30 protein-coding genes are annotated in these 26800 nt (G+C 31.4%); 1 reads left to right on the top strand and 29 read right to left on the bottom strand.

Features of this window, described 5'->3' with window-relative positions; all coding sequences use genetic code 11:
• Nucleotide 1: 1 nt before the first annotated feature.
• Genes selB through RIN63_RS10915 form a run of 4 tightly spaced genes read right to left on the bottom strand, consistent with a single transcriptional unit; the run spans nt 2 to nt 5031 of the window.
• On the bottom strand, nt 2–1912 hold the full coding sequence (gene selB, locus RIN63_RS10930; protein ID WP_310444764.1) for a selenocysteine-specific translation elongation factor: 1911 nt from the start codon (nt 1910–1912) through the stop codon (nt 2–4).
• Nucleotides 1913–3337 carry an L-seryl-tRNA(Sec) selenium transferase gene (gene selA, locus RIN63_RS10925; protein ID WP_310444763.1) on the bottom strand — a complete coding sequence of 475 codons (1425 nt, stop codon included), beginning with the start codon at nt 3335–3337 and terminating at the stop codon, nt 1913–1915.
• Nucleotides 3338–3356: 19 nt separating this feature from the next.
• Nucleotides 3357–4391: a selenide, water dikinase SelD gene (selD, locus tag RIN63_RS10920; RefSeq protein WP_310444762.1), complete on the bottom strand. Its 1035-nt coding sequence runs from the start codon at nt 4389–4391 to the stop codon at nt 3357–3359.
• A gap of 13 nt (nt 4392–4404) precedes the next feature.
• Nucleotides 4405–5031, bottom strand: a complete 627-nt coding sequence (locus RIN63_RS10915; RefSeq protein ID WP_310444761.1) for a helix-hairpin-helix domain-containing protein — start codon at nt 5029–5031, stop codon at nt 4405–4407.
• Nucleotides 5032–5185: 154 nt separating this feature from the next.
• On the opposite strand from RIN63_RS10915, the gene RIN63_RS10910 reads away from it, so the two are divergent.
• Nucleotides 5186–6448: a D-alanyl-D-alanine carboxypeptidase family protein gene (locus RIN63_RS10910; RefSeq protein WP_310444760.1), complete on the top strand. Its 1263-nt coding sequence runs from the start codon at nt 5186–5188 to the stop codon at nt 6446–6448.
• Between the two features lie 62 nt (nt 6449–6510).
• Here the strand turns inward: RIN63_RS10910 and RIN63_RS10905 are convergent, their stop codons facing one another.
• From RIN63_RS10905 to RIN63_RS10785, 25 genes are all read right to left on the bottom strand, one after another.
• Nucleotides 6511–6891, bottom strand: coding sequence for a RidA family protein (locus RIN63_RS10905; protein WP_310444759.1), 381 nt, complete (start codon nt 6889–6891; stop codon nt 6511–6513).
• 13 nt (nt 6892–6904) lie between these two features.
• Nucleotides 6905–7252: a ribosome silencing factor gene (gene rsfS / locus RIN63_RS10900; protein ID WP_399324843.1), complete on the bottom strand. Its 348-nt coding sequence runs from the start codon at nt 7250–7252 to the stop codon at nt 6905–6907.
• A gap of 16 nt (nt 7253–7268) precedes the next feature.
• Entirely contained in the window at nt 7269–7838 is a 570-nt protein-coding gene (yqeK, locus tag RIN63_RS10895; protein WP_310444757.1) for a bis(5'-nucleosyl)-tetraphosphatase (symmetrical) YqeK, read from the bottom strand.
• Nucleotides 7839–7848: 10 nt separating this feature from the next.
• On the bottom strand, nt 7849–8448 hold the full coding sequence (nadD, locus tag RIN63_RS10890) for a nicotinate-nucleotide adenylyltransferase (protein ID WP_310444756.1): 600 nt from the start codon (nt 8446–8448) through the stop codon (nt 7849–7851).
• Between the two features lie 71 nt (nt 8449–8519).
• Nucleotides 8520–8810 (bottom strand): ribosome assembly RNA-binding protein YhbY, encoded by a 291-nt coding sequence (gene yhbY, locus RIN63_RS10885; protein ID WP_310444755.1) that lies wholly within the window; start codon nt 8808–8810, stop codon nt 8520–8522.
• Between the two features lie 15 nt (nt 8811–8825).
• Entirely contained in the window at nt 8826–9008 is a 183-nt protein-coding gene (locus RIN63_RS10880; RefSeq protein ID WP_310444754.1) for a hypothetical protein, read from the bottom strand.
• Between the two features lie 18 nt (nt 9009–9026).
• Nucleotides 9027–10298, bottom strand: coding sequence for a GTPase ObgE (gene obgE / locus RIN63_RS10875; RefSeq protein WP_310444753.1), 1272 nt, complete (start codon nt 10296–10298; stop codon nt 9027–9029).
• Between the two features lie 218 nt (nt 10299–10516).
• Complete coding sequence (rpmA, locus tag RIN63_RS10870; protein WP_310444752.1) at nt 10517–10810, bottom strand: 50S ribosomal protein L27; 294 nt, start codon at nt 10808–10810, stop codon at nt 10517–10519.
• 3 nt (nt 10811–10813) lie between these two features.
• On the bottom strand, nt 10814–11161 hold the full coding sequence (locus RIN63_RS10865) for a ribosomal-processing cysteine protease Prp (RefSeq protein WP_310444751.1): 348 nt from the start codon (nt 11159–11161) through the stop codon (nt 10814–10816).
• A 5-nt stretch (nt 11162–11166) separates the two neighbouring features.
• The gene (gene rplU / locus RIN63_RS10860; RefSeq protein ID WP_310444750.1) at nt 11167–11478 is read right to left on the bottom strand and encodes a 50S ribosomal protein L21; all 312 of its coding nucleotides are present in this window, start codon (nt 11476–11478) and stop codon (nt 11167–11169) included.
• Between the two features lie 128 nt (nt 11479–11606).
• Entirely contained in the window at nt 11607–12842 is a 1236-nt protein-coding gene (locus tag RIN63_RS10855) for an Rne/Rng family ribonuclease (protein ID WP_310444749.1), read from the bottom strand.
• 15 nt (nt 12843–12857) lie between these two features.
• Nucleotides 12858–13556 (bottom strand): TIGR03936 family radical SAM-associated protein, encoded by a 699-nt coding sequence (locus RIN63_RS10850; protein WP_310444748.1) that lies wholly within the window; start codon nt 13554–13556, stop codon nt 12858–12860.
• Nucleotides 13553–15400, bottom strand: a complete 1848-nt coding sequence (locus RIN63_RS10845; RefSeq protein WP_310444747.1) for a TIGR03960 family B12-binding radical SAM protein — start codon at nt 15398–15400, stop codon at nt 13553–13555. The genes RIN63_RS10850 and RIN63_RS10845 overlap by 4 nt, the downstream gene beginning before the upstream one ends.
• Before the next feature lie 132 nt (nt 15401–15532).
• On the bottom strand, nt 15533–15829 hold the full coding sequence (locus RIN63_RS10840) for a hypothetical protein (protein WP_310444746.1): 297 nt from the start codon (nt 15827–15829) through the stop codon (nt 15533–15535).
• Between the two features lie 59 nt (nt 15830–15888).
• Nucleotides 15889–16941, bottom strand: coding sequence for an FAD:protein FMN transferase (locus RIN63_RS10835; RefSeq protein WP_310444745.1), 1053 nt, complete (start codon nt 16939–16941; stop codon nt 15889–15891).
• Nucleotides 16942–16998: 57 nt separating this feature from the next.
• Nucleotides 16999–17802, bottom strand: coding sequence for an FMN-binding protein (locus RIN63_RS10830; protein ID WP_310444744.1), 804 nt, complete (start codon nt 17800–17802; stop codon nt 16999–17001).
• Nucleotides 17803–17898: 96 nt separating this feature from the next.
• Nucleotides 17899–18177, bottom strand: a complete 279-nt coding sequence (gene minE / locus RIN63_RS10825) for a cell division topological specificity factor MinE (protein ID WP_310444743.1) — start codon at nt 18175–18177, stop codon at nt 17899–17901.
• Nucleotides 18178–18187: 10 nt separating this feature from the next.
• Nucleotides 18188–18985, bottom strand: coding sequence for a septum site-determining protein MinD (gene minD, locus RIN63_RS10820; protein ID WP_399324841.1), 798 nt, complete (start codon nt 18983–18985; stop codon nt 18188–18190).
• 33 nt (nt 18986–19018) lie between these two features.
• Nucleotides 19019–19693, bottom strand: coding sequence for a septum site-determining protein MinC (gene minC, locus RIN63_RS10815; protein ID WP_310444741.1), 675 nt, complete (start codon nt 19691–19693; stop codon nt 19019–19021).
• Nucleotides 19694–19732: 39 nt separating this feature from the next.
• A complete protein-coding gene (locus RIN63_RS10810) occupies nt 19733–23065 on the bottom strand; it encodes a penicillin-binding transpeptidase domain-containing protein (protein ID WP_310444740.1) in 3333 nt (1110 codons plus the stop codon).
• A gap of 12 nt (nt 23066–23077) precedes the next feature.
• Nucleotides 23078–23578 carry a rod shape-determining protein MreD gene (mreD, locus tag RIN63_RS10805; RefSeq protein ID WP_310444739.1) on the bottom strand — a complete coding sequence of 167 codons (501 nt, stop codon included), beginning with the start codon at nt 23576–23578 and terminating at the stop codon, nt 23078–23080.
• Nucleotides 23579–23593: 15 nt separating this feature from the next.
• Nucleotides 23594–24424, bottom strand: coding sequence for a rod shape-determining protein MreC (gene mreC / locus RIN63_RS10800; protein WP_310444738.1), 831 nt, complete (start codon nt 24422–24424; stop codon nt 23594–23596).
• Nucleotides 24425–24435: 11 nt separating this feature from the next.
• Nucleotides 24436–25467 carry a rod shape-determining protein gene (locus RIN63_RS10795; RefSeq protein WP_310444737.1) on the bottom strand — a complete coding sequence of 344 codons (1032 nt, stop codon included), beginning with the start codon at nt 25465–25467 and terminating at the stop codon, nt 24436–24438.
• Between the two features lie 27 nt (nt 25468–25494).
• Entirely contained in the window at nt 25495–26202 is a 708-nt protein-coding gene (gene radC / locus RIN63_RS10790; protein WP_310444736.1) for a DNA repair protein RadC, read from the bottom strand.
• A 16-nt stretch (nt 26203–26218) separates the two neighbouring features.
• Nucleotides 26219–26800: a Maf family protein gene (locus tag RIN63_RS10785; protein ID WP_310444735.1), complete on the bottom strand. Its 582-nt coding sequence runs from the start codon at nt 26798–26800 to the stop codon at nt 26219–26221.

Genomic DNA, 26800 nt, shown 5'->3' with positions numbered 1-26800 from the left:
ATCATTTGTTTAGTACTCTGATATCCTTATCTCTCTTTGTTATCTTAATTAAATCAAAATACTCAAGAAGTCCTAGGGCTACCTTCCTATTAGTATTCAGTAGGTCTCTATATTCTCCTATGGAAATAGACTTATTACTCATTATATACTCTTTTAATTTAACTAAAGCTAATCCGTAGGAATCTTTAGATAGATATACATCCTCATTTAATTTAACTAAATAGCCACTATTAAGCAAAGATACAAATACTTCATCTATTTCATTTTTGTTTTTCCCAATTAATTCTTCTAATTCTTCTCTTCTAGGTGGTTGATAAGGATTTTTATTAAAACTATCTAAAATGTCTTCTTTGATTTTTAACTGAATTTCATTCATCTTTATTTCAAATCCCTTAATCATAACATTTTCAAGCTTTTGCTCTAAATATCCATTTTCTATTAACAATTCAATAAACTTATCAGCTACCTTTGGCTTTGCCTTGTTTAAAAATTTGCTTCTAATTTCTTCCTTAGGTTTACCTTCTCTTAATGGGTATTTTGAATGAAAATCCTTTAAATCATCTACTATCTTATCTCTAATATTATTAATATATTTGATATGAATAATATATAAATCTTTTGTTAATGTAAATAGTATTACTTTCTCATTTTCCTGTAGTTTGTTCACTTCTTCTTTTATATTATCCTCAAGCATTGAAGTAAATACAGCTATTTCCTTTAGTGTAGGAAAATCTTTAGATTTATCCTCTATAATTTTTTCTATAATATCAGTGGATGATCCCATTTCCTTTATTTCAAGTTCTTTTATGGCGTTATCATCAAATCTCTTTTTCTTCTTTGGATTTGGTTCTAATATCTCTCCACCACCAATTGTAAACATGGGAGAATAAAATCTTATAATAAATCTATCCCCTCTTTTAGCTACCACTTCTTCTTCTAGTCTAAGCTGCGCATAGGCTTCTTCACCAGGTCCCAAATCTTCTTTATCAAGCAATACAATGCGACACAGTACTTCCTTAGTTCCAATATATAATCTTAATCTAGTTCTATTATCAACGGTTTTGTTCATATTTTTAATAAGCTTAATCTTTACATCAAGCATCATTGTATCACTCATAGAATTAACTGGTGCAATAGTACTTCCTCTATCTATATCATCTTTTTTTAGTCCTGCTAAATTTATTGCAACTCTTTGCCCACCATAAGCAACTGATGCGTCTTTATCGTGGACTTGCAGTGTCCGAATTCTTGCTGTCTTTTCCCCGGGAAATATTTGTACCTCATCACCTATATTTAGTTTCCCAGATAACAAAGTTCCTGTAGCTACAGTGCCAAATCCTGATATTGTAAATACTCTATCTACTGGAAGTCTAGGCATATCATATACATTCTTGTCTTCTAAATCTTGAGTTATTGTATCTATAAGGTTAATTATAGCATCTATACCAACCTTAGTAGTAGAAGATGCTCTTACAATCGGAGAATTTTCAAGGAAAGTTCCTTTTACTTCATCCCTTACTTCCTCTTCTACCATATCAATCCATTCGTCGTCTACTAAATCTGATTTCGTAAGAACAATAAATCCTTTTTTTATGCCTAGCAAATCTAGTATAGATATATGCTCTGATGTCTGAGGCATAATACCTTCATCTGCTGCCACAACTAACAACACAATATCTATACCCATTACTCCTGCAAGCATATTTTTTATAAATTTTTCATGTCCTGGTACATCAATTATTCCAGCTCTCTGTCCAGAAGGTAAATCAAAGTAAGTAAACCCCAATTCTATTGATATTCCTCTTTCCTGCTCCTCTTTCAATCTATCAGTATTTCTTCCGGTAATAGCTCTAATTAAAGTTGTTTTGCCATGATCTATATGGCCTGCTGTCCCAATAATTACATGTTTCATCTAGTTTGCTCCTTTAACCTTATTTAAAGCAAAGTGTAAGCCTTCTACAACAATATTAAATTCTTCATTCTTAATAGTTCTTAGGTCTAAGTAAACCCTATCCTTATATAATCTTGTGATGATTGGTATATGAAATTTTCGTAAATTGTTTTCAAATTCTTGAGTGCTATAGTTGTTTAGAGTTAACACTATACATTTTGTTGGCAATTTCTCTAAGGGAAGTGAACCTCCACCAACTTCTGAAAAATTATCTTCTATATTAATCAATAAATTATCATCTGATATCTTCTTATGAATTTGTATCTTTAATTCTTCTGCTTTTTTTTCTATTTCCTCTAGGCTCATGGATAGCATAGCCAATGTAGGAATCTCTTTAGCAGCTACTCCTTCATCAAGATAATATCTCAATGTTGCCTCCAAGGCTGATATTGTAAATTTATCTACTCTAAATGCTCTAGTTAATGGATTCTTTTTCATAGCTTGAATATATTCTTTTTTTCCTACAATAATCCCTACTTGTGGACCTCCTAAAAGTTTATCTCCACTAAAGGTGATAATATCAACACCTTTTCTAAGGGATTCTTGAACTGTAGGCTCATATTCAATGCCATATTTAGATAAATCAATCAATACCCCACTACCTAAGTCTTCAACCAGTGGAATATTGTATTTATCCTTTAATTCAAACAATTCTTCAGAATCAACATTTGATGTAAAACCTAATATTCTATAATTACTTGTATGAACCTTTAGTAGAGCTCCTGTGTTTTCGTTGATTGCGTTTTCAAAATCCCATAAATGGGTCTTGTTCGTCGTACCTACTGATACTAGATGTGCGCCACTTTCTTCCATTACATCAGGTATTCTAAAAGAACCACCAATTTCAATTAGCTCTCCGCGAGATACTATTACTTCTTTATTCTTTGCTAGAGTACTAAGTACCAGTATTACTGCAGCTGCATTGTTATTCACAACCATTGATGCTTCTCCACCTGTAATTTCTGTTATTATTTCTTCTAGATGACTATATCTAGAACCTCTATTTCCTGTTTCTAAATCATACTCTAAATTTGAATAGTTAATGGCTATCTCTTTTACATTATCCATTATTTTTTCATTTATCAAAGACCTACCTAAATTAGTATGAATAACTACTCCTGTAGCATTAATAACTCTTTTTAATTTATATGAGTTCTTTTCTTCTGCTCTCTTTTGAATTTTTACATCTATATCTTCTATTTCTTTTAATATATCTTCCTCTGATATATCCTTTGATTTGATTTGGCTTCTTATTACTTCTATTTCTATTCTAATGGAATCTAGCACTGTCTTCCTAGGTATATATTTTAATAATTCTTTTGTATTATCTCTCTCTAATATTTCATCTACTTTAGGTATTAAAGTAAATAGATTCTTCTCTGCCATAAGATCCCTTCCTTATCTTTTATTCAACTATTATATAATGTTCTTGTTTTTCTATTACTTCTCCTACTAAAGCAAACTTTGTAGGTGTGGATTTTAATTCTTCAAGCAGTAGTTCTGCTTTTTCCCTTGGAATTGATATTAATAACCCTCCTGAAGTTTGTGGGTCAAATAATATATCTTCAACACTCTGTGGTACATCTTCATTGAATATAACATTTTCTCCTATATGTCCTCTATTTGCATATGCTCCTGCAGGGACTAATCCCATTTCAGCATATTCTAAAGCATTAGTTATTATTGGAATACTCTTATGATTAATCTTGATAGTCACAGAACTGCCTGTGGCCATTTCTAAGGCATGACCTAATAAACCAAACCCTGTAATGTCTGTAAGGCTATTAATGCCTCCTACGCGGTCCATGGCCTCCTTAGCATACTTATTTAATGTAGACATAACAAATACTGTCTCATCATAGGTAGCCTTGTCTGCAATTTCCCCTTTTATAGCTGTGTTTATTATTCCAAGCCCTAAAGGTTTAGTTAGAATCAACACATCTCCAGGCTTAGCATTGCTATTTATTAATACCTTATCTGGATGTACAAATCCAGTTACAGAAAGCCCATATTTAGGCTCGTCATCCTCTACAGTATGACCTCCTACAGTTATAGCTCCTGCTTCCTTGACTTTATCATATCCACCCTTTAGTATCTCTGTTAATACACTAGGATTTAGACAATTGGGAAAGCAGACTATATTCATAGCCAATTTAGGTTCTCCACCCATTGCATAGACATCAGATAAGGAATTAGCTGCAGCTATTTGTCCAAATGTATACGGATCATCTACTACTGGAGTGAAAAAATCTAATGTTTGAATCATTGCTATATCATCATTTATTTTATATACAGCAGCATCATCAGAAGTCTCTAGACCTACTAATAAGTTTTCATCATAGGATTTTGGTAAATGACACAAAACTTGTGCCAATATATCGGGACCGATTTTAGCTGCTCATCCTGAACTTTTAGTCAATTGTGTTAATTTTTTTTCCATCTGCTACACCTCTTTATTTAACTATTATTAACTCCTTTATGCCTTCAAATTTTTTATCTCCTAAACCTGATACATTTTTAATATCTTCTATAGTGCTAAATTTATTAGTTAGCCTATATTCAATGATTCTATCAGCTATAACATCACCTATACCAGGTAAATTAACTAACTCTGCTTTGCTACATGTATTTATATTAACTTTTCCTGTACTAGTAGTATCATTGCTTATTGTTGTAATGGATAGATCAACCGATATTTCTTCACCAATTTTAGGGATATATATTTTTTCTTCATCTACTAATTTCTTTGCTAAATTGATTCTATCTAAGTCTGCTTCTTTTTTCAATCCCCCAGCTAATTCCACCGCATCTGTTACTCGCTTTCCTAATTCAAGCTCTATTATTCCAGGATTATATACTTGTCCACTTATGTGCACCATAATAATTTTATCTTCCTCATATATTATATCAGGTTTTTCATCGGATTCCGAAGATATTATCTCTAAATCCTTTATAATATCTATATTTTCGTTCCTTGGTTTAATTATATCCTTGATTACAAATTTGAAACCTAAAGTAAATATAATTATCAAAACAATTACTAGTATACCTATTTGCTCTCTTTTTGTAAAGGAACCCATGAATAAACCCCCTATAATATATTCTTATATCTTATTATTCGACTTAATTATATTTTTTCCTTCTTTTTCCTTGAAATATTTTTTCCTATTTATACTTAATTATTTAGCTGATATCTGTTATAATTTTATATATTAGATTAAGGGGGTATTATTTTTGAAAAAGACTTTGATTTTACTTGTTTTTATATTACTATTTAGTACATATTCTTTTTCCTATGCTGGAGAATTATCCTTATCAGGAGAAGGAGCTGTTTTAATTGATGTTGATACCATGGACATTTTATATGAAAAGAACGCTCATATAAAGTTATATCCTGCAAGTACTACGAAGATAATGACGGCAATACTTGCAATTGAACTTGGAAAAATGGATGATATAGTAACTATAGATCAAGAAGTTGTGAATTTAACTGATGGAACTCACATAGCTTTAGAACCTGGAGAACAACTAACTTTGGAAGAATTGCTAAATGCATTGTTAATAGAATCTGCAAATGATGCTGCTCTAGCTATTGCAAAGCATGTAGCTGGTAGTATTGATGGATTCTCTAAACTTATGAACGAAAAAGCTAAATCAATTGGTGCACTGAATACCAATTTTCTTAATCCTAATGGATTACCTGATGAAAATCATGTAACCACTCCATATGACCTAGGATTAATGGCTAAATATGCAATGGAAAACGATATATTTAGATCAATTGTAAATAATTATACATATACAATACCAGTGACAAATAAGAAAACTGAGCCTAGATATTTAAAGTCAGGTAATAAGCTACTATATAGCACTGCAAAGGTTGATGTAGATGGTGTAGCTACTCCCATTAAATACGATGGAGTAAATGGAGTAAAAACTGGATATACTGTAGCAGCTCAGCAATGTCTTGTAACATCTTTCGAAAAAGATGGTCATAATCTTATTGCCGTAGTATTAAAATCCAATGGAAATAATATTTACTCTGACATTCACAAGCTTTTGAATTATGGAGTAAATAATTTTGAAAAAGTACAAGTTGGTTTCGCCAATAAATTCATTGATAACTTTAATGTGGAAAATGGTCTTATACCATTTGTAGCAGGTATTACAAAAACTAATTCTTTCTATATTATAAATAAGAATGATAACGAAAAGATTGTGCAAAGGATAATTATAGAAGAGCCTTTAGAAGCTCCTATATCCGAAGACCAAGTAATAGGCAAAGTTCAATATTTATTAAAGGATAAAGTCATTGCTGAATCCCATATCATCTCTACTATGGAAGTTAATAAAATAACAGAACCAAGTTTATTAGAAAAACTAATTAGTAAATGGTATCTTATTGTTTTCCTAATGTTGATATTAGCTAGAATTTCAGTACTTAGTAAACGAAAAAAAGTACGAAGACGTAGAAGATCTAGTTTATATAGAGCCTAAAATCTTTTTACTTTTATATTGATACTAAAAAACCTAGTTCGATTTTGAACTAGGTTTTATTATTATATGATTGCTATTGCTTCTATTTCTATGTCTGCATCCTTTGGTAGTCTTGCTACTTCTACTAAAGATCTAGCAGGTTTATGATCTCCAAAGAATTCTGCATATGCTTCATTGATTGTAGAAAAATTGTTCATATCCTTTACAAAAACTGTTACTTTTATTATATTTTCTATAGAAGCATGACCTGCTTCTAGAACTGCTTTTACATTTTCTAAACATAATCTAGTCTCTTTTTGTATATCACCCTTAGATAATTCTCCTGTAGTAGGGTCTATTGGTAATTGGCCAGATGAGAAAATTATATTATCTGCCTTTACTCCTTGTGAATATGGACCAACTGCTGATGGTGCCTTCTCTGTTGATAAAAACCTTAATGCCATTTTATTTCCTCCCTTATACTAATTTATCTCTTTCTCCATTATCAGACCAAAGTCTTTCAAGATTATAAAAGTCTCTATCTTCTTTATGGAAAACGTGAACAATTATATCATTAAAGTCTAACAGTATCCATCTACCATTTCGATATCCTTCTTTGGATACTTCTTCTTCATTTCCTGCTTCAAGGACTTTACTCTCTACTTCATCAGCTATTGCTTGAACCTGAGATGATGAGTTACCACTTACTATTACAAAATAATCTGCAATTGGTGTTAACTTTCCTATGTTTAAGACTTTTATGTCTATACCCTTTTTATCTTCGCAAGCTTTAGTTATTATAGATAGTTTGTTTTCTAATTCCAGCATTAATTCGCCTCCTTTAATATTTATTTGATTCTATTATCAAATAATTTCTCGCCTTTATGGTATTGGGATGAATAAGTTTATTATTTTTAATTAAAAAACTGATAGTTTTTTCCATGGCCATAATAATGCTTTGATTTATATCTGAAAATGCCATATCTCTGACTTTTTCCACACCCTCAAAATTCCTCTTTGGTTCTATATAATCAGCAATATAAATTATTTTATCAAGGGTACTCATATTCTCTCTACCTGTAGTATGATAATAAATAGCATCTAGTATTTCTATGTCTTCTATTCCATATTCTACTTTTGCTATTTCAGCCCCAAGAGGTCCATGTATTAACTCATGATTATACTCCATAGATTTATCTAGAATTATACCAAAGTCATCAGTTCTTTTCAACAAATATGTTTCATTTCTTATCTTACCACAATCATGCAAAATTCCTGCAATTCTTGTTTTCTCTAAATCTACATTATATGTCATTGCTAACTTTACTGCAGTTTCCATCACTCTTAATGAATGAGAATATCTGTTTTCACCAATAGTCTCAATCAATTTGTTTTCCCAGTTTATATACATCAATACTCCCCTAGCTATATAAATTATGATCTAAAATATATTTTTCTAAAGTCTCTGGTACTAAATACTTTATACTTAACTTATTCTTAATTCTGTTTCTAATTTCTGTAGAAGAAATCTCTATCATCGGAGAATTAACTTTCTCTATATGAATATTATATGAGAACTTTAAGGATTCAATTCTTTTATTAATTTCTTCTTCATTTTTTCCAGGTCTACTAAGTAAAACAAACTTGCACAAAGTACTAAGCTTTTCTATATCTTTCCACTTATCAATTTCAAAAATTATATCAGACCCAAAAATAAAATATAATTCATCATCTTTATATTTGTCTTTCAACTCAATTATAGTATCTATAGTATAAGTAGTTCCAACCCTGTCAATATCCAGTGATGATACTTCAAAATATTTATTGCTCTCTATGGCTAATAAAATCATATCTATTCGCAGATTAGATTCTGATATTCCTTTATTATCCTTAAATGGATGTATTCCTGAGGGCATAAATATTACTTTATCAAATCTTAAGGAAGTTCTAGCATATTCTGCAATTATTAAATGTCCATTGTGAATTGGATCAAAAGTTCCACCTATTACTCCAATTTTCATGATTTGTTTTCTCTCCCTTATTTAACAATTAAACTTCAGAAATATTCAATTCTGAAGTTTAAATTACCTTATTATGGTAGTTCAATCTTTTTGTTTTCTTTAGATTCTTTGTATAAGACAAATTTGCTTCCAATACTTTGCACAAATTCTGCATCTATTTCTTCAGCAATTTCATTAGCCACATCTGTAGCATCTAACATGCTATTATTCAATACCTTAATCTTAACTATTTCTCTAGTCTCTAATGCATCTTCCACTTGTTTAATGAAGCCCTTAGTTACTCCATTCTTTCCCAATTGAAAAATTGGATCTATTGTATTAGCTTTACCTTTTAGAAATGCTCTTTGTTTTCCAGTTAGCATTTTTCACACCCCTTACTAAACTTCTATTTCTTTCTTCAATGACCTTCTATGCTTTTCGTAATCTGTAGAACCTTTCTTCCAACCAGTTCGTGATCTTTCTTCAGGTACATAATTTTCATTTATTACTACCTCATCTTTAGCTAGACAATAATATGTTGGTTGATTTACTTTACAGTTATCACAACTTAAGCAGTCCATTTTAGTACTTAACCTCCATTAATCAAAGAATTCAAATTCATAACCACATATAATAACATTATCATATTCCTGAATACCTAGTTCTTTCAGTTTATCTATGATACCCTTCTTTCTAAGCATATCTTGGAAATATCTTAATGAATCTACATCATCAAAAAATGTTGAATTTAAAAGCCTTTCTACAAACTCACCTTCTACAACATAATCTTCATTTTCTCGTCTAACAATTATGGAATCTTCAGTGCTTTCCTCTACATGGACAAAATGATCATCAAAGGTTTCATAATCAATTTCTGTGTTATTAAGTAGTTCCCATATTCCATATTTTAGATTTTCAATACCTTCTAAAGTTGCAGCTGAAACTTGGTATATCTTATAACCTTTAGGTTCAAACTCAGCTTTTATCCTAGCTAATCCTTCCTCAGCTCCAGGGATATCCATCTTGTTAGCAACAATTATCTGCGCCTTCTCACCTAACTTTAAATTGTATTGACTTAATTCTTCATTAATCTTGTAAAAATCTTCTACAGGGTCTCTATCTTCACTACCTGATATATCTAAAACATGGACAAGTACTCTAGTCCTTTCAATATGCTTAAGAAAATCATGTCCAAGTCCTGCACCTTGGTGAGCTCCCTCTATTAATCCAGGAATATCTGCTATTACAAAGGATTTCTCTTCAGCCACCCTAACCACTCCAAGATTTGGCCTTAATGTAGTAAAGTGATAATTAGCAATCTTTGGCTTTGCAGCTGATACAGTAGATAATATAGTTGATTTTCCTACATTAGGAAATCCTATTAATCCTACATCAGCAAGAAGCTTTAATTCTAAAACAATATTTCTTTCTTGACCTTTTGTACCTGGCTCAGCAAAAGCTGGTGCTTGTCTAGTAGGTGTAGCAAATTTAGCATTGCCACGACCTCCTCTACCTCCTCTGGCTATTATAAAGGATTGGTCTTTTTCTTTTAGATCTACAATTACACCGCCAGTAGCTTCATCCTTCACTAAGGTTCCAACTGGTACCTTTAAGACAATATCTTGTCCTGCCTTACCATACTGTTTTTTAGATCTTCCGTCTTCGCCATGTTCTCCTACATATGAACGCTTATATCTAAAGTCCATTAAAGTTCTGATACCCTCATCAGCCTTTAGTACTATACTTCCTCCATTACCACCATCTCCACCATATGGTCCCCCTGCAGGTTCAAACTTTTCTCTTCTCCAAGATACAGAGCCATCTCCACCTTTACCAGCTTTCACTGATATCTTCGCTACATCAATAAACATTGTCATCATCCTCATTTTTTACTTTCCCAATTACCAACTTAATACTCCAATAAATTTATTATATCAATTCTATTTTACCTGTCAATCACTATCTATTATCTCATTTATTTTATTCAAATATTAGATTTTTATACTATACATGATAAATACAGAATTGGAATATATTTAAATCTATATGTGAAAAAAGTATAGGCTTACCATAATGGTAAGCCTATAGTCTATGCTAATTCTTCTTCTACAGAGTAAACACTAACTTGTTTTTTGTCTCTGCCTTTTCTTTCAAATTTAACAACACCATCAACTGTTGCAAATAAAGTATCATCGCTTCCTTTACCTACATTGTTTCCAGGGTGTATTTTTGTTCCTCTTTGTCTAACTAGAATGTTTCCAGCTAAAACGAATTGTCCGTCTCCTCTTTTAACACCTAGTCTTTTAGCTTCACTATCTCTACCATTTCTGGAACTACCTACTCCTTTTTTAGAAGCAAATAACTGTAAATTTAATCTAATCATCAATTACACCTCCCTATATTCGAGAGTTACATACTGCGGGTAACTTTCTATCACAGAATTTATACCTACTACTAAAGAATTCAATACTATTTGTGTTTTTTCTAATATGGAAATTTCAATATTCTTCGGTAAATTTACATCAAGAAATCCTGTTTTTTCATCAATTGAATATTTAATATCTCTTTCATCTAAGCAGCAAACTTCTACTAATGAAAGTAAAGCTGTCTGCGACAACACAGATATTGCAGCACATATGATGTCCTTACCATGTTCATCATATTTTGCATGTCCTTTTATTGTATATTTCTTGATATAATTATTTTTGTCTTTATATATCTTAGCTATAATCATTATAATTATCCTACAATATTCTCAATTCTCACCTTAGTATATGGTTGACGATGTCCTTGTTTCTTTCTAATGTTCTTCTTAGCTTTATATTTGAAAACAATGATTTTTTTAGCTTTTCCTTGTTCCAATACTACAGCTTCAACTTTAGCACCATCAACATAAGGTTTACCAGCAACCAAATTGCCTTCCTTTGACATAATTAAAACTTTGTCAAAGCTTACATTTGATCCTTCTTCTACATCTAGTTTTTCTACGAAAACTACATCACCTTGTTGCACTCTATATTGTTTACCACCAGTTTCTATTACAGCGTACATATTACATTGCACCTCCTCTAACCCAGTCTCGCCAATACAGGGTGCCATTAAGGCTTAAAACCCAGATTGAGCGGCTCTACACCCAAATATCTTACCAAATATAGATGTAGTTGTCAATACCAAATAATTTACTTCTTAATATTTAAAATACTACCTTTCCCTTCACAGCTAGGACATTTTATATAAAAATCAGTTGATAATGATCTTCTAATTTTCTTTCTTGTTAATTCTACCAAACCAAGCTTGGTAATATCAATGATATTTGTTTTTATTCTATCTTTCCTTAGACATCTTTTTAAAGTTGATAAAACCAAAGATATATCATCATTATTTTTCATATCGATAAAATCTACTATTATTATTCCACCAATATCCCTTAATCTTATTTGTCTTGCTATTTCTTCAGTAGCCTCTATATTGGTTTTCAATATTGTATCTCCTAAAGAGCTGGTGCCAATAAACTTACCTGTATTTACATCTATAGCTGTAAATGCCTCTGTTTCGTCTATGACTATATATCCTCCACTCCTAAGCTTAACTATTCGTTCTAAAGCTTCTTTAATATCGCCTTGTATTTGAAATTCGTTAGCTATTGTAAAATCCTTATTATACTCCATTTTTTCAGAAAAGTGGAATGGATAATGTTCTTCCATTAAAATCAAATTATCATAGACATCTCTATTATTCACAATAATTTTATCAATATTCTCATTATAACTATCTCTAACTATTTGATATCCTAAATCAGGCTCTTTATATATTAACTTAGGGCAAGGTAGGAAATTTCTTTCTTTTTCAATCTTGATATAAATATTATATAGAATATCATATTCTTCCTTCAATATGGACTCATCAATGCCCTCTGATGCTGTCCTGAAGATTATACCCATATCATCCTTTATAATTCTACTTCCAATTTCTTTTAGATTTTTTATCTCAATTGGATTTCCTATTTTTCTAGATATATTTATTCTATCGGAAAAAGGTGTAAAAACTAAATATCTACCTGGTATTTCAATATGAGTTGTTACCTTTGCACCTTTACTTCCTGAGGGTTCTTTTATTACCTGTACTATTGAATCTTGACCAGATTTAATTATTTCGGATATCTTATATCTTTGATGAGTATATAGAAGGTCTCTTGTTAATGCTTCTTTTACATATAAATAGGCATTTTTATTATCACCTATATCTACAAATGCTGCTTCCATGCCTTGTAGTACATTGATGACTCTTCCTCTATATATATTTCCAACTAATTTTTGATTGCTACGTTCTTCTGAATGAAATTCCACAAGTCTGCTATCTTCCACTATGCCTACCCTGTCAAATCCATGGTCAGAATCTATAAATATATAATTCATATGAACTCTCCTATCTTACAAAGGCTTATAAATATTATCATCCTTTTCTGCGTATTGGCTTAGTCTCTTCATCATAATAGAATCTAAATCAATATTAAGATTAGTGTCCCTATTCATTGCTTCAATAAAATCATTCGGTCTTAAATTTCCATTTCCGCCTGATCTTAGGAGTACATCTATGGTGATTTCCTTTTCTTTAACTTGTTTTACAAGTAAATTTCCAATGAAGCTTCTTATATTTTCTTCTTTTTCTATCTTCTTTTTGCCCTTTTTCCTTAATCTAGTGATTATAATTTCTTCTTTTAATAGCCATTGATTAAATATGTTTTCTAATTCTTCCTTGCTATTATTCTCTCTTATATCAAAGGATATTTCATAATATGCCCAGGCAATTAGAGAGGCGATCGAATCCTCTTTTTCAAGATATACACCTTTTATTATTTGTACATCTTTTGGTAATACTTTATTCATCTTTTCCATAAATTCTTCCACTGGAATTTTTTCTTCTAAATCTAAATCCATATACTCTTCATCAGACTCAATCCCAAGGGATAATGGATTAGCTATGGAGAACTTAGGATGAGGATTAAATCCTTCTGAATATTTTATAGGAATATCTGCTCTCCCAAATGACCTATGAAATAATCTCATTAGATCCAAATGACCAATGTATTTTAGATAATTCTTTTTATTAAATATCAATCTTAAAATCACTTATTTCCACCACCTAACATTGTACAGTCCACTATACCACAGCCTCTACATTGTTCCCTACAATCTGATGTGGTTTGTTCCTCTAATGATTTTTTATATTCCCTAATCAAATAATCCTTGGATACCCCTGGTCTAATGAAATCCCAAGGTAAAACTTCGTCTAAGGATCTATTTCTTTGGGCATAAAAGAAACCATCTATATCTAGTTCCTCCATAGACTCCAACCAGGAATCGTATTTAAAATGCTCAGACCATCCATCAAATTTACATCCTTTTTCCCATGCTCTCAATATTAATTTGGAAACTCTTCTATCTCCACGGGCTATTATGGCCTCCAGATAACTAAGCTCTGGATCATGATAATTAAATGTTACCTTATTATCTTTTATGCTATTTTTAACTAAGTATATTTTTCTATAGAATTCATCTATGGTTTCTTGACCCATCCATTGAAATGGAGTAAAAGGTTTGGGTACAAAGCATGAAGCCGAAGCAGTCACTTTCAAATTACCCTTTCTTTCTTCTTTTGGCATTGCAAAGAACATATCCTTAACCTTATAAGCTAATTCCCTTATACCCATTACATCTTCATCAGTTTCAGTAGGCAAACCAATCATGAAGTATAGTTTTATTGTTGACCAGCCTTCTTTGAAAACATAAGAAACTGTGTTGTCTAAATCATCTTCAGTTATTCCTTTATTAATTACATCTCTTAGTCTTTGGCTACCTGCTTCAGGTGCAAAAGTTAATCCAGATTTCCTTACCTTTTCAATTTCCTTTAATACATCTATACTAGAGGAATCTAGTCTTAATGAAGGTAAAGAAACTCCAACTTTTTTGTCTTCGAATCTTTCCATTAATTTAGTAATTAGTAGATGCAATTCAGAATAATCGCAAGAACTAAGGGAAGATAGTGATACATTTTCATATCCAGTACTTTCTATTAATCTTTCAGCTAACTCTACAATTTTGTCTGTTGACTTTTCTCTCACAGGTCTATATATCATTCCTGCTTGGCAAAATCTACATCCATGTGTACATCCTCTAAATATTTCCATACTGACCCTATCATGGACTGTTTCAACAAATGGTACAATCATCTTCTCTGGAGAAAACATGGAGTCTAGATCCTTGATCATTCTTTTTTTAATTATAGTAGGAACTTCGGGATCTAATGCTAGCATTTCTTTTATTGTATTATCCTCGTTATATACTACATCATAATATCTCGGAACATAAATTCCTTCTATTTGAGATACTTCCTTTAAAAACTTCTCTCTATCCCATATGCCCTCTTTATGTCTTTTATATAGATTGAGAATCTCTAAAGTCACCTCTTCCCCCTCGCCTATTACAAAAAAATCAACAAATTCAGCTATAGGCTCAGGATTGTAAGCACAAGGTCCTCCCGCTATTACAAATGGATCCTCGTCAGATCTATCTTTTGACAGTAATGGAATATTAGACAAATCTAATATATTTAATATATTTGTATAACTCATTTCATATTGTAAAGTAAATCCTAAAAAGTCAAAGTTCTTTACTTCTTCTTTGTTTTCAAGGGTATATAGAGGAAGTTTTTCTTTCCTCATTTCTTCTTCCATATCTATCCATGGTGCAAATACCCTTTCGCATACAAAATCTTCTTCTTCATTAATTAGATTATATAATATATGAAGTCCTAGATGAGACATACCTACCTCATATACATCTGGAAAAGAAAAAGCAAATTTTACCTTAATATTATTTAAATCTTTTATTACAGAATTTTGTTCCATTCCAATATATCTAGCTGGTTTTTCTACCTTTTTAAGAATCCCATCTAGAATTTTCTTGTCTATCATTAGTTTCCACCTTTCATAAATACTTCAAATACTATATTAACACTTTTATACCAATTTTAGTAGGATAAATTTTTCTTCTAGATATATCATAAAATTTAAACCTCGGGTAGTTCCCGAGGTAAGAATTTAGACTTATTGTGAATTTTTATTTATCTTCAAATTTAACTCTTCTAAAGTATCTTTAGAGTTATCTACAGCTTTTATTAGATAATCTTTAATCTTATTTCCATCCTCTTTTAAACTAAAATCATAATATATATTCTTTTCAATAATTTTTATAATACTGTTTGTAGTAGTATTATTAACCATCTTAATAATAAGTATAATTAATAAAGTAAATAAAATAAATACAATCCTATTTAAGAGCTTGTTATAGTATTTATTAGAAAAGCCAAAATATCTTTTTTCACCATTCAATCTTTTAATCATATTATCACCTACCCTAGTTAATAATATAATATTTCCTAAGAGTAGATTTTATACCAAAATTAATAATCTCTTACGGTAAAACCTGCGTTTACATTTGATAAAATGAAACTATCCTTTATTCCCTCTGATAAATATATGGTCTTGTCCTTTGCTATAAAGATTGCTTCTGCTCCTTCTATTGAATTAATTAGCTCCATTCCCTTATCAAGTCCTAAGGCAAATAATGTTGTTGAGAGACAATCTCCATCTATAGACTTTTCTGATAGTATGCTTACTCCCATTATTTCATTATCTACTGGGTATCCTGTAGTAGTATCTAATATATGATGATATTTTTTGTCATTATATATAAAATATCTCTCATAGTCTCCAGAAGTAACTATGGATTTATCTTTTACTTGAAGTATTCCAAGAAAATTTCCTGTATACTCTAAGGGATTTTGTATTCCAATTTTCCAACTTGAGTTATCAGCTTTAACTCCATGGGCAAAGATATTGCCCCCTAAGTCAATCATAGCTATATTTACATCATTTTCTAGTAAAATCCTTCTAACTTCATCTGCTGCATATCCCTTTACTATACTCCCAAGGTTAATCTTCGTATGTTTTTCTTTTAGGAATATTTTATTGTTTTCTAGCAATTGTAGATTCTTATAATCAACAAGAGGTTTTATTTTTTCAATCTCTTTATCTGTAGGAATTTCATCCCTTTCAGTTTCACCCGATTTAACTCCCCACAAATCAACCAATGGAGCTATTGTAGGATCATAAGCTCCATCAGAAATCTCTGCATAGTATATTGCTTTTTCTATAACAAAATATGTGTCTGGATGAACTGTAACTGGTTCTATACCAGCATTTTCATTAATCTTATTAACATCACTAGATTCAATTGTAGCACTCATTTTAGATTCTATTTCCTCTAATCTGCTGAATACTTTATCTAGAGTTTTTTCTTTTTTATTGTCATATATTCTAACAGTCATTACAGTATCCATTAAGAACTCTGTCCTAGATAGTGGTTCGCCTGAGTTAACTCCTTGATTATTCTTACATCCTGTCATGATTAAGACTAATAATATTATAGGAACTATATATTTTTTTGATTTCATATTATCAACTCCAAATTGTTTTAAAAAACCCCAACTATAAAGTTAGGGTTTTCTATATTATTTAGCTGTGCTTAAAGCTTCGTTAACTAGTTCTAACATGCCATCTCTAGTATTTGTTGCACCTGCAATACCATCTACATTAAGATTTTCTGTTCCATTGTTGTCAATGATTAACTTTTGAACTGCTGGAACTACTTCAAATGGAGCTGCATATGAATAGTTTTCTGCAGTTTTTGCATCTCCTACTTTAACGCCTTCAGATTCTTCTACTGCTAATTCAACATAATCAACACCAACGATTTGACCATCTTGAACTTTTACAGCTACTTGTGCTAACCAACCATGACTAGCTTCTTTAGCTTTTGCTTCATAAGTACCATCTTTGTATACTGGTGTATAAGCTTCACCTTTTTCAGCTTTTTCAAGTAAAGAAGTAGTTATTTCTTTGAAAGTACCTTTTGTACTAGTTGCCCCAGATACTGCATCAAAATCTACAGCATTAAGATCTTTTTTCTCATTGAATTGAGCATTCAAATCTTTGATTACTGCAATACCATCAGCATATGGATAGTTTGATTCATTTTTTGCTTCTCCTGATCCTGCTAAATACTCATTATAATTTAATGAGGATACTTGTCCATCTTTTACTACTAATGTTGCCATTGAAAAATTAGCATGGTCACTAACTTCTGTCTTTACTAAATAAGTTCCATCTACTAAGTCACCTTTTGCTACATCTGTAACTGCACCTGGCTTGCTTTCATCAACTGGTGCTGGCTTTGCAGCCTCTTTTGTACATCCTGTAAAAACTGCAGCAGCAAGCACTAAAACTAATGCTAATACTAAAAATTTACTTTTCATTTTCTTCCTCCTGTTAATAAAATAATATTTTTCTTTAGTTTCATACACTAAATTATTATACTTGATAGATTAAAAAATATCAATACCTAATTACTTTTAATTGTTATCTTTTACTCTAACTATAGGAATGTTTGCAACTAAGGCAGATATCGTAGTACTATCCACATCTCTTTTCATTCTTGTCAGTTTTATATCTAATCCTTCTTCATCAATATCAGCGTATTGAGATATTACCCTAATGATATCACCTTTAATCATATCTAAGAATTTAGGTGAGAGATCTGCTCTATCATGTACTAGTACAAGTTTTAGTCTTTCTTTTGCAACATTTTTACTTTTCTCTTCTTTTCTATTAAAAAGTTTAAAGATATCCATAATCTCCCTCCTATTTTCCGAATAGTAATTTCATTATTTTGCTAAACTTTCCTTCTTCTCCAATGGATAAATCTAATAATTCTACTTCTTCTCCTGTTATCCGCTTTGCAATATTCCTATAAGCTTTTCCAGATAAAGCTTTTTCATCTGTTACAACTGGTTCACCTTTGTTGGTAGATATAACTATAGCTTCATCGTCTGGAACTATTCCTAGTAAATCAATGGCAAGGATATCTATGATATCTTCTATATTCATCATATCTCCTCTCTTAACCATCTCATGCCTAATTCTATTAATTATTAATTTGGGTTTATGTATACCCTTAGATTCTAGCAATCCAATTACTCTATCTGCATCTCTTACTGCAGAAATCTCAGGCGTTGTTACAATAATAGCCATGTCAGCACCTGCTATTGAATTTTGAAATCCTTGTTCTATTCCTGCTGGTGAATCAATAATTATAAAATCAAATTCTTTTTTAAGCTCATTTACTAAATCAAGCATTTGCTCAGGGCTCACAGCAGACTTGTCCTTTGTTTGAGCAGCAGGCAGAAGATATAGTTTATCATATCTTTTATCTCTTATTAGGGCTTGCTTTAGTCTACAATTTTTATCTACAACATCTACTATATCATAAACTATTCTGTTCTCAAGTCCCATAACAACATCAAGGTTTCTAAGTCCAATATCTGCATCTACAATTACAATAGAATTCCCTAGAATAGCTAAGCCTGTCCCAAGGTTTGCGGATGTAGTTGTTTTACCAACGCCGCCCTTCCCTGAAGTAACAACTATGGCAGTTCCCAATTTTTCATTATCCATTTATTATCCTCCCTTTAATTATTTATTAGGTAAATAAGGTTCAATTATTACTTCCCCATCCTTAATCTTTGCTACCTCTGGTACTCTAAAGGACTCAGAGTATTCATCAGGAGACCTGGAAATCTTATCTCCGATACGAAGCTGTGTAGGCTGCAAGTTGTATGAAGCTACTATGGAATTTAGATTTCCATTCATTCCTGCATGTGCTACACCTCTAAGTGTGCCAAGGACTATTATATTGCCATTAGCCACTATCAAGGCACCAGGGTTAACATCGCCAATTATAACTATATTACCATTATATTCGACTACTTGCCCTGATCTTAATGTCCCATTTACAAACCTTGTCATTCCACATTCAATACCTTCAAAAATACTGCCCTTATTATTCATGTCATTCTCTTCCATACTTTCATCCTTGGATTTTGAAGGTATCTCTGTAATATGCTGTGGTAGTTCATCATTTGAGACTATGAAATCATACTTATATTTTAAAATCATCTTCAATTCCATTATATCCTCAGGAGGCATCGAATCAGATTTTACACCAAGAAGTTTTGTGCCACGATAAAAATTAATTGTATCTTTCAACTTTGTATCTAGATCATTTTTTACATCTAATAAACTAGTACCTTCTACATTTACAAATATTCCTTCCCTTACGCCTTTAAATGTAATTAGTTCTTCTCTCAATTTAATTAGTACCTCCACAATAGTTAAATTATCGTGCTTTTATCTTGCTAAAATGTTTCTAATTGGTAATGCTTCTTTAGTTTCAACTGCATTTAAACCAAGATATTCTGCAATAATATCCCTAGCCAAAGGTGCTCCATATCCACCACTTCCTCCTTGGAAAATCACCACTGCCACTGCTATCTCAGGATCATCGTATGGTGCAAATGCAACAAACCATGCAAAATCATCATAAGTATCACCAGTCGAAGGGTTAATTCCTGATTTTTGCGCAGTACCTGTCTTGGACCCTACTTGAACAGGTAAAGATGAAAAAACTCTCCTCATTGAACCATCATTGGATACTGACAGCATACCTTTTTTAATATGTTCTAGGTTTTCATAATTATTTAGTTCTATTTTTTCAGTTTCTACTTGGTTTTCAAATACTGTTTTAGAATTATTATAATTCTTGATATTATCAATCAAAGTAGCTTTATTTCTATAACCACCATTGGAAATAGTTGCAATATAATTTGCCATTTGTATAGGCGTATATGAACTCTGTCCCTGACCGATAGTAACATTTATTGTATCTGATATATTCCAGCCTGCTTGGTTTAAATATGTGTACTTGATTTTATCAGCCAAACCTTCCCTTTCACCAGCCAACACCTTTTCTGGATATATACCAAATGCATCTAATCTTCTAATAACTTCGCCCCTAGTCAATGGCTCTTCCAAATCTGTCCAATTTACTATATCTTCAATTACCAGAGCAGTATCGTCCTCAGTCATCACTATATCTTCTTTAATATATTTAAATATATTCCTTTTTAGATAGTATCTTAATGAATTTTTAGTAATAATTATCTTTTGTTGAGGATTGGGTACTCCTCCTGAAAACTCAACAGGGATATTGATTTCTATTCCTGTTTTATCGTTTAGTCCCAATTGTTTAGATAAATTTACAATATCTTCTATTTCCACTTTGATACCCAAGTTTTCTCCTGTTCTTTGATTCTTACCCAAAGCTAAGGAATAAAAATAATAGTTACATGAATCCCTAATGGCTTCATATACATTTACATGTCCATGGGTCCCGTGGCTTTGGTTCCAAATCCAACATCCAAATCGAGTATTACCTATTTCTACGTAACCCATATCCCTAATGGTCTTTGTAGGGCTTAACCCCTTCTCCAATGCTGCTAATGCAGTTACCATCTTAAAAATTGAACCAGGTTGTACTGCTGTTTGAGTTGCCACATTATATAATGGCCTTGGGGCTAATGGATCCTTATCATTTTCTGGAAACAAACTTAGCCAATCAGCATTTGAAATTCCTGTAGCAAATAAATTAGGATCATAGGATGGATAACTTACAGATGCAAGAGTATCTCCTGTTTTTACATCTATTGCCACAACTGCACCAGATGTAGCATTTTCATATGGTCTTCCCTTTTTCCTATTGGTGCCAAATTGGTAGTCTCCCCATTTGCTTTCATAAATACCACCAGTACTAATTTTATCCAATGTTTGTTTCATGGAATCTTCTGCAGTTTTTTGTAGGTTCTTATCAATAGTTAAGTAAATATTATTTCCTGGTACTGGTTTTATTTCGTCAAGTACATTTGTAGTATTTCCAATTACATCTACTTCTACTGTCTTTATTCCATTCTCACCCTTTAGGTAATCTTCAAAACTCTCTTCAATCCCTGTTTTCCCAATAATATCATTAGGCGAATAATTATTCTCTTCAACATATTTTTTTATTTCTGAAGTTTGACTGATTTTCCCTAAATATCCTAGTATGTGAGCAGCAGTAGTTCCTTCTGGATAATATCTAACAGGTTCAATAGAAACTTGTATCCCAGGTTGTTCTGATAATCCTTCCTCAATTTTTGCAACAGTTGAATCCTGTATGTTATAGGCAATATTTATTGGTTGATAAGCCATATGACCTTGTTTATTAAGCTGTTCATAGAGTCTTAAAATACCTCTAGATTCATACATGCTCAATCCTTCAGACACATCATATCTTTTTTTAATTTGATTAAATGCTTCTTCAGTATTACTTCCTTCTTTAATTTTATTAGATGTAAACCAATTATTTTTGTTATTTATAGATACATATTCAAAACCCTTAGCAATTGAAATCTTTGTATTTATTCCAAGCCTCAATAGTTCTTCTTGTGCTAAAGATTTTATTTCATCACTAGTTATAAAGTCCTCAAGTAAGTTAAATTCTTTCCCATACTCAATTAGAATATCTATAGCTGTTTTATCACCAATATTATTGTCTCCTATATATTTATATATTGCAGTTGATTTATCTTCACTTAATTCAATTGTTACAGGTATATCTTTTTCTTTAGATATCATATCAAGTAGAATTTTACCTGGTATTAAAACTTCTTCTTTACCTTTTTCATCTTCACTTATGACTAGCTTTTCCAACAAATTGTTAAGAGAAGAATTAATAACAATATTTGCAAAATCCTCTTTTGCAGTTGTTTCTTGGGTTACTTCAATGTAAGAACTCATTAATGCTCTTTTTTGATTTTTATACTCTTCATCATATGATAAAGAATACTCTTCCATGGTAATATTATCATCTATATTTTTTTCAACCATTATGTCATAGGCTAATTTCCTAGATAATGGATGATCTATTATTTTTCTAATTAAAGTCTTATCGTCGCCAATTAGCTTAACTATTGCTTCAACTGGTGATAGTTCATTTGATATTCCATTTTTGTTTTTCCATCCGCTAAGTTCATCTGTTGCTCTGTATTCAATACTAATAGAATCATTCTCATTTATTGTAATAGGAACTTCGATTCCTTTATCTCTTAAAGAATTAATTGCCCTTTCAATAGTTGTAAATTTATAGTGTTCATCATATTCAGGGTGAATATAATATGTATATAATAATTCAGGCAATATATTATGATTGATTATTATATCAACTACTTTATCATCTGGGTTAATTTCCTCATTTAAATAGCTTTCTTCATCTTTATATTTAAATACATTTAAATTAATAGGGAACTCATCAGCATAGCTAATCCCATCTTCTTCTAATAATCTAATTATAGATAATAATGCATTGTTTTTTTTATCTGTGTCTTTTATATTTAGTTCATCTTTTAAAATTTGTACTGTAAAGCTTGGTTTATTTCCGGCTAAGAGTCTGCCATACCTATCTCTTATTTCTCCTCGTGGTGCAGTTGTATATATCTCTTTCAGTCTTTTATTGTCAGATATATCCCTATAGTAATCCCCTTGGGCTATTGTTAGCGTTGCTAATCTAACAGATAGAACAATCATCAAAAATATAATAATATAGGAAAGTATATTATACCTGTTAAATATTTTTTCTAATAATTTCATATTCACTCACCTCTATCTTTTGCCAAAATTTATAGTTGGCACCACAAAAATCTTTGAAAATATCTTATATATAGGAATAGATAAAACTCCCGTATATAATATCTCTATCAATAGTACATCTTTAGCAAATGATAAAAATGGAATATCCCGGGAAAGAAAAAACATGAAAACATAATAGGAAAAGTTGTAAAAAATAATGCCAATTATAGAAAATAGTAAGGGAATAAGAGCATTATCCCTAGTTAACTTATTCTCAATTAATCCAACAGAATAGCCTATAAAAAAATAAATGAATGAGTTTATTCCTATTATAGGGCTGAAAACAATGTCCTGAATCAAACCAATCATTATCCCTATAACTCCTCCATAAAATCTTCCTTTAAATAAAGCAATAGATATAACTATAAGAAGGGCTGTATTAGGTACAACCCCCAAGATACTAATATATGGTAAAATAGAACTCTGTAAAAAGAAGTTTACCAAAATTGCCAACGCCAGTATTAATATAATCATATTTATCACTCAACCTTAATTAGATATTACATACACATTATATAACTTTTTAAAATTTATTGCTGGCTTAACATGTATTCTCTTAGTTAAATCTTCATCCCCACTAATTACTTCATCCACTTCACCTATATATATATCACTTACATAAGCACCACCTAATCCAGAAGTAAAAAGCTTGTCTCCTTTTATTACATCGGCTTTGTTGTCAAAAAGATATCCAGATATCCTACCGTCTGTACTACCTGAAATAATCCCACCATCTTGAGTTCTTAGTATCTTAAAGGAAACATTACTCAATTCAACTGTGATTATCTTTGCCCAATTGTCACCAACCTCTATAACACGACCTACTATTCCTTCAATTACAGTATTCTGATCTAATTCAACTCCTTGGATAACAGTATCACCTTTCTTTATCTTGTCATTTATCCCTTTATCAATGGTAAATCTATCAAATCGATTGTCTGGTTCTTTCCCTACAATTTGAGCTTTTAGTAAATTATAGGTAGTTGAATTTAGTAGCTTGTATTCGCTTTTTAAATAGTCAGTTTTTCCAATAAGATTTAAGTAACTCCTATTCTCATCTTCCAAAACTACAATTTGCTTTTTAAGTTCCTCATTCTCTGCCTTTAAACTACTAATATTTCTAAGGTCTTCAAAAAAAACAGAAAGATTTTCTCCCACTGAATTAGAGATTTTTCCTATGGGGGTAAGAATATTACCTATTATTTTCTCCACCTTGGTCAATGCCATTCTTTCTGTACTAGTAACGCCAATTAGAACAAGGAGAATGATAGCAACAGATGCTACCATCATTCGTTCTTTATTCCTGTTGAAAAAGGACATAATATCACCACTTAATTTATTCTTTTATTATTTGATAAAGTTTTTTTAAGTATATCAATGCTATCTAATGCTTTTCCAGTCCCTATTGCCACACAATCTAAAGGACTCTCCGCTATATGCACAGGCATTCCTGTTTCATCATTGATTAATTTATCTAAGCCATCTAAAAGTGCTCCGCCTCCTGTAAGCATTATCCCTAACTCCATTACATCAGAAGCTAGTTCTGGTGGCGTTTTTTCTAAAGTAGATTTGATTGCTTCTAAGATATTAAAAATTGGCTCCTTCATAGCTGCATATATTTCTTTAGAGCTTACTTCTATAGTCTTAGGTAATCCAGTAATCATATCTCTACCTCTTATTTGCATAGTACCTAGCCCTGAATCTGATAAAGCTGATCCAATAGTTATCTTTACCTCTTCAGCAGTTCTTTCACCAATCATTAAACTATACTCCTTCTTGATAAAGCTAACAATTGATTCATCTAACTCATCTCCACCTACTCTTATGGATTTGGATGTAACTATACCACCTAAAGATATAATAGCTACTTCTGTAGTACCTCCTCCAATATCAACTACCATAGAACCAGTTGCATCTTGAACAGGTAGTCCAGAGCCTATAGCTGCTGCCATTGGTTCTTCAATTAAATATGCATCTCTTGCACCTGCATGTATTGCTGCCTCTTCAACAGCTCTTTTCTCAACTTCTGTTACTCCACTAGGTACACAAACTACAACCCTAGGTTGAAAGAAGGTCTTCCTTTTTGTTGCTTTTCTAATAAAATATTTTAACATACTTTTAGTAACATCAAAATCAGCAATTACTCCATCCTTTAAAGGCCTAATTGCAACAATATTACCAGGAGTTCTACCAATCATTTTCTTTGCTTCTTCACCTACGGCTAATACCTGTCTAGTATTAGTTTGAATTGCCACTACTGAAGGTTCCCTAGCTACAACCCCTTTACCTTTTATATAAACTAAAGTATTTGCTGTTCCTAGATCTATTCCTAAGTCTTTTACAAATCCACTAAATAGTCCCATATTGTTTGCTCCTTCCTTTACCATAACTTAAATTAAATTTTTTTCTTTAAAACTTATATATCTATTATCTCCAATTATTAAGTGATCTAGTACTCTTATTCCAATTAAATTTCCTGCATCTATTAATCGATTGGTTATATTAATATCTTCATTACTAGGCGTTGGATCTCCACTTGGATGATTATGTATCAAAATAATAGAATTGGCATTTCTCTTAATTGCTGCCTTAAAAACATCTCGTGGATGTACTATGGAAGCATTTAAAGTGCCAACTGATATCTCCTCAGTTACGATAATCTGATTCTTTGTATCTAGTAATAAAATTCGAAAATGTTCCTTCTGTAAATACCTCATTTCGTCCATATATAGATTTACAATAGTATTAGGATCTGTTATTTTCACCTTATCTAATGCATCTTTATAGTTTATCCTCTTACCTAGTTCTATTGCAGCTAGTATTTGAGCTGATTTGCATTGACCTACACCCTTGATTTCCATGAGAGATTGCAAAGTTGTATCGCGAAGGTGTACAAGCCCTCTGTTATCTTTACTTAATATTTTTCTAGCTAAATCAATAGCAGAATCGCTCTTGTTTCCTGTCCTAATAATAATAGCGATTAATTCCTCATTTGATAAAGCTTCTGGACCGTGAGTATAAAGTTTTTCTCTAGGCCTTTCAGTCATTGGAAGTTCCTTAATAGTGTAATTTCTTTCTAGATTTTGATCAGTACTCACACTTCCACCCACTTATCTATAATATTTTTATATTAAAAAATTCATTTAATAAGTAGTCAAGCTTTCCAAGAGGTAAGCCTACCACATTAGAATAGGACCCATCAATTTTCTCAACTAATATTTCTCCATACCCTTGGATTCCATAAGCACCTGCCTTATCCATTGGTTCCTTTGTATGGATATACCTTAATATTTGCTCTTCTGATAAATGTCTAAATCTAACTGTGGTAGTTTCGTAATCTATTATCTTAGTATTTGAGTTTGCTTTAATAATACAAACCCCACTAATTACACTGTGTTCTTTTCCACTTAATGAGCTTAATATTTCAAATGCATCTTTTTCATCTTTGGGCTTACCTAGTATTCTGTTTTCTAATACAACTATGGTATCTGCCCCTATAATAATTTCTCCATTACTAAAATGTCTACTAACCCACAAGGCCTTTTCAAAAGCTAAAGCCATTACAACCTGTTCAGGTGTTTCTCCTTCTATCTGTCTTTCTTCAATATGAGAAGGAAATATCATGGGTTCTAAATTGTATTTTTTTAGCATTTCTTCTCTCCTTGGAGATGAAGAAGCTAATATTATCTTATCCAT

Source organism: Tissierella sp. (genome assembly GCF_031460495.1).
In the GTDB taxonomy this organism is placed as follows: Bacteria; Bacillota; Clostridia; order Tissierellales; family Tissierellaceae; genus JAVKTS01.
The sequence above is the reverse complement of the archived record's forward strand: the minus strand, read 5'-3'. Positions and strand labels throughout refer to the sequence as shown.